This window comes from Jutongia sp., assembly GCF_057878315.1.
On sequence record NZ_DBLXSO010000073.1, the window covers coordinates 1 to 4934 of the forward strand.

At 45.3% G+C, this 4934-nt stretch carries 5 protein-coding genes; all 5 read right to left on the reverse strand.

The window, feature by feature from the left end; genetic code table 11:
- Positions 1-736, reverse strand: a 736-nt coding sequence (locus ACZLMD_RS12290) for a flagellin N-terminal helical domain-containing protein (protein ID WP_489495848.1), incomplete at its 3' end; no start/stop codon positions are given.
- A gap of 196 nt (positions 737-932) precedes the next feature.
- Positions 933-1412 (reverse strand): flagellar export chaperone FlgN, encoded by a 480-nt coding sequence (gene flgN / locus ACZLMD_RS12295; protein ID WP_215662477.1) that lies wholly within the window; start codon positions 1410-1412, stop codon positions 933-935.
- Between the two features lie 43 nt (positions 1413-1455).
- Positions 1456-1836: a flagellar export chaperone FliS gene (gene fliS / locus ACZLMD_RS12300; RefSeq protein ID WP_055230130.1), complete on the reverse strand. Its 381-nt coding sequence runs from the start codon at positions 1834-1836 to the stop codon at positions 1456-1458.
- A gap of 81 nt (positions 1837-1917) precedes the next feature.
- Positions 1918-4665, reverse strand: a complete 2748-nt coding sequence (fliD, locus tag ACZLMD_RS12305; protein ID WP_489495851.1) for a flagellar filament capping protein FliD — start codon at positions 4663-4665, stop codon at positions 1918-1920.
- Between the two features lie 17 nt (positions 4666-4682).
- Positions 4683-4934: flagellar protein FlaG (locus ACZLMD_RS12310; protein WP_489495853.1), on the reverse strand; the 252-nt coding region annotated here is incomplete at its 5' end.

Here is a 4934-nt window from a genome sequence, read left to right on the forward strand (position 1 = left end):
TGTTGTTCTTGCTGTACTCAACCATCTCTTCAGCCATATCTGTATCACGGATACGAGACTCAGCAGACTGTGTATTCTCAGAGATGTTGTCAAGGTTAGCGATTGTGTGCTCAAGTCTGTTCTGTAATGCACCTAACTTAGAACGCATAGCAGATACAGAGCTGATTGCCTTCTGAACAGAACTCATTGCCTGACCTGCTGCAGAGAAGGTAGATACTAACAGTTGGTTAACACCGATACCAGATGCAGACATGTTGGAAATGCTGATCCTGATAACCTGTCCGTTTAATGCACCAACCTGAAGGCTCTTAGATGTGAAGTTACCATCGATGAGGTTCATGGTGTTGAACTGGGTTGTAGAAGAAATTCTGGTGATCTCAGATGCTAACTGGTTGATCTCCTGCTGGATAGCTGTACGATCTGCAGTCGTATTTGTATCGTTTGCTGCCTGAGTAGCTAACTCATTCATACGCTGTAAGATAGAGTGTGTCTCGTTTAATGCACCCTCAGCTACCTGGATAAGAGAGATACCATCCTGTGCGTTGTCAGAAGCTTTGTTTAAGCCTCTAACCTGGCTTCTCATCTTCTCGGAAATTGTAAGACCTGCAGCGTCATCGCCTGCACGGTTGATCTTGTAACCAGAAGATAACTTCTCAGAAGACTTTGCCTGTGCGCCTGTTGTGATACCTAACTGTCTGTTAGCGTTCATTGCTGTAAGATTGTGCTGTACTACCATAATTGTTTCCTCCTTGAATATGATGCAGCATCCATGCTGCATATGCTTTGTAGTGTGGTTTCTGCCTCTCCCGGCCGTACGCTCCGCTTAAGCTTCCACCTCAAGTAACAATTGTTATCTTGTTTACTTGTAATATATATCGGACGAAAGCCACGATACTTTATAGAAAAAAGAAAAATCTTTTTACTATCTGCAATTATTTTTTGTTGTCCGTAAACTGCGGCTCCATATAGCCGGACTTCATCATACTCTTGTAATACTGATTGACGACCTTCTGGCTCTTACGCACTTCCTTGACCTGTTTGCGCACAGAAGCAAACTTCTGCGTCATCAGATCTTTGTTGCGCGCCTCCTGCGCCTGAATCGTTGCGCTCTTATCAGTCAGCCTGCGGATGTATTCCTGCATTTCCGCAATCTCTTCGCGGTATTCCTGCTGATTGGTCTGCAGATCTGCTTTTATCTTATCGTAGACCTCCTGGAATCCGGTGTCAAGAAGTTCCAACTGTTCGATCTGCTTTGCTTTTTCCTCCACGCAGGCGTCAAAGTCATCCGGATCAAGGCCCGGATTCTCCAGTTCTTCCTTCTGTCGTATATTCAGTTCAATAACCGCATCCAGAACCGCACTTTTTTTCTTCAGGCTCTGGATCATGATTGTAAGATATGGATTCTTCTCCATTCGCTGCTCCTGTCAATCTGTTGTAACCGGCACACCGCTGCTTCTATCTTGATGCATGTGCCGTTCTCATAACTTCCTTCCATGTATCACGCATGGTACGAAGATGCTTTAGCACCTCTTCCATGATGTCTTTATCTTTTTTTATATTTGCCTCGCGAAGGCGCATCAACAGATAGTTGTAGACCTCGTCAAAATCCTTTGCCACCGGATATTTATGGTCAAGTGTACTCTGAAACTCCTCAATAATGCGCTGCACCTTCATAATATTATTGTGTGCTTTCTGAATATCATTCGCATCAATCGCCTCGATCGCAAGATTCGCAAATTTGATTGCCCCCTCATAAAGCATCAAAGTAAGTTCTGCCGGGGAAGCGGTCATAATCTTGTTATTGGCATACGCTGCATATCCCTGATTCGCTAACATAATACTATCCTCCATACATGTATTCGTCTCTGCCGATGTTTTTACACATTCGGCAGAGACGCTGTCACGGCATTATGCCGTTTAATTTCCAAACAGGTTTGACAACGATGATGTCTGACTGTTCAGCTTCGATAATGCTGTTTCCATCGCGGAAAACTTATTGTAATAGTAGTCTTCTTTGTCCTGCAATTTTTCTTCCCATTTCTTGATGAGATCCGTATAATCGCTGTATTCCGACGCCATCTCCTTGTCATTGTATACCTTGTAGCTGCTACTTAAAGTAGACGACTTCATTTTATCACCGATTGCCGTATATAGGTCAGATGTCAATTGTTGCATAAAGGAAACCACCGTATCCGGATCTGAATTGATCATTGCCATCAGTTTATCGTCATTTCCAGACGTAGCAGTATCATCGGAATCGCCGTCAATATGGTATGCATATTCCTGATTCTCAGGTGCATTGAAATAACCAAGTGTCTTAATTCCGAAATTTGACAGATAATAAGTCTTTCCATTTACTTCATAACCCTTGCTCATAGAGTTTGTCATGGTACTCATGATCTTTTCAAGGCTCTCATCACGGCGCAGCAGGGAATCTTTGATCTTCTGCTCCCATTTTTCCACCTCTGTGTCTGAAAGCGCATCTTTTTCTTCATCTGTCAACGGCTCATAACCCTTTGCAGAATCTGCATTGTAAAGAGATGTCATCTCGTTGATCAGCGCATTGTACTGTGTCAGGAAATCCTTAATCTTATCGTAAACTCCCTGTGTATCTGTCGATGTGGTAATGCTGATCGCATTCGTATCTCCCACACCGGTTGCCTGCAGCGCCGTAATCGAAAGTCCATTGATCGAGTAGGTATTCATGGAACTTGTATATTTGATTCCATTTAAAGTAATCTCGGAATCTGTACCATCGATCTTCTTAGCATCTGAATTGTACGTTACGTTCGTGCCGTTCTGAATCTCATGGGCACTCTGCACCTGGCTCACAAAGTCTGCAAATGCGGTTGCATACTCTGCAGAAGTCTCATCCATCGCCACGAGCTTCGACAGTACCGCATGTTTATCAAGTACCTCCTGATCTGCCTCCATGGCGGTCTTATTGGTCGTAATCTGTGATGCGTAGGTATTAGTAAGCGTCGTCACCCCCGCCGAACCATTCGCCGCATAGGCATTCTTTACCGCTGCTGCAATGCTTGCTCTGGAAGCACTGTCAGAGCTGTCTAACGTATCCTCCGCATTTTCAAATGCATTGACTTTCTCAACATTTGAGGTCATCTTGTTGACAAAATCATCTGTCAGAGTGTCCTTGTTTGCTTCTTTTAAATCTGTAAGCACATCTGCGGCACGGCCGATATCTGTTGCTGCGGCTTTCTGATGATACACCATCTTCTGGATTTCACCCTGTGTGCAGGCAGAAAGTGCAACTGTCTTGCCGTCTGCTACTTCATTACCGTCACTGTCGATCTGTACCAGATTGCCACTGCTGATTTTGTATGTATTCCCGTCAGAACCCGCCAGAGTATTGTTGTCATTCTGTGTGTAGGTCACACCATTTCCATCCGTATACTTGTAATAACCGGTTCCACGCGATTCTGCGGTTACCTCATAGTAATTGGTGTTCTCCTTGATCGTGGCAGTGTTCACCGTACCGTCATCCGCCGTATATGAATACGTGGCATTGCCGTCTGTGTCCTTCCCGCCGGTTGCTTTCCATACATGACCGTCACCGTCTGTGTATGTGCCGTCGTCATTCTTGGTGTAAACGTTATTGCTGCCATCCTCATAGGTAATCATCCTGCGGATATAGGTTGTATCACCGTTCTCATCCTTATAGCTGTAAATGGTATTACCAAGACTGTCCGTATCGGACTTCGTGTAGACATTTCCGTTTGCATCCATCAGGGAATCCACACGCTGGGATGCCGTCATTCCAAGCAGTGTCTGCAGTTTTTTCTGATCTGTATCAGAAAGACCGCTGCTCTTTAAAGCATCCATCATTGCCGAATAAGCGCTGGCATAACCATAGGATGCGGTCAGGTTGGCATTCTGTGCCGTCTTCGTCTTGTAGTCCTCCTGCGCTGCCTTGTAAGCCGCAATCGCATCGGTGATATTCTGGTTAAGTTTATTGCCGTCTGCATCATAATACTGTGTATAGGATGTATAGGTTGCATCGGTTGCATCGGATTTTACATTCAATCCCAGTTTGGTAAGCGCACTGATACCGTCAGCATTGCCGCCCGTAAGTGTAAAATCGTTGTCTTTTCCTGTCTCTTTGGAGCTCACAAAAATACGATGATTTGTTGCATCGAAGTTCGCGCTGACACCCGCATCTTTTAAGGACGCAATGAAACTGCCGACTGTTGTTCCCTGTGTCACTTCAATGGAGGTCGTTGTTCCGTCGCCTTTTGTCAAATTTATCTTACCGTCCCCACCGGTATAGCCGAGTTCTGCCAGTGTGGTACTGGTTGACACGCTGCTATCCAGCTGACCGCCGGTCAGATATCCCGCCTGCGCCACGCTGATAATATTCAGCGACTGCGTGCCACTCGGTGCACTGTTGCTCGCCGTTACCGTTGCCTTGGTGGTGTCAGATACAGTGGTAGATTTCAGATTATAGGCGCTGGAAAGCTTGAGATTACCCACGCTGGAATACAGACTGTAAATCTTGGTATTGAGCGTCTTCCACGCATCCTGCTTCCAGGAAAGCTTAGTCTGTGCTTTCTTGTACTTGTTGGTCTTATAGTTATAAGAAGATACCAGAGCCGAGATGATCGCCTCTGTGTCCAGTCCTGAATTTAATCCGGTAATACGAATTGGCATATGCTCACCGTTCCTTTCTATAACTTCTCATCCACAAGGATTCCCGCGATCTCCCATACCTTGGCGATCATGTCCAGTGTCTCCTCCGGCGGATACTCCTTGATGACTTCCTTTGTGGTCTTGTCGATGATCTTGATTGTAACACGGTTCGTCTTGTCGTGAATTCCAAAGATTGCCTCCGAGTTCTTCATCTGTTTGTTCAGATCATTGACCGCTTTTTTTAACTGAGTGCCCTGCTTTGCATCTTTTTCCTCGGACGGATTCTTATC

What these genes read in the sequence shown, in the direction of transcription:
- flgN (WP_215662477.1), bottom strand. Translation starts at nt 1,412, where the DNA reads ATGGAGAAGAATCCATATCTTACAATCATGATCCAGAGCCTGAAGAAA.
- fliS (WP_055230130.1), bottom strand. Translation starts at nt 1,836, where the DNA reads ATGTTAGCGAATCAGGGATATGCAGCGTATGCCAATAACAAGATTATG.
- fliD (WP_489495851.1), bottom strand. Translation starts at nt 4,665, where the DNA reads ATGCCAATTCGTATTACCGGATTAAATTCAGGACTGGACACAGAGGCG.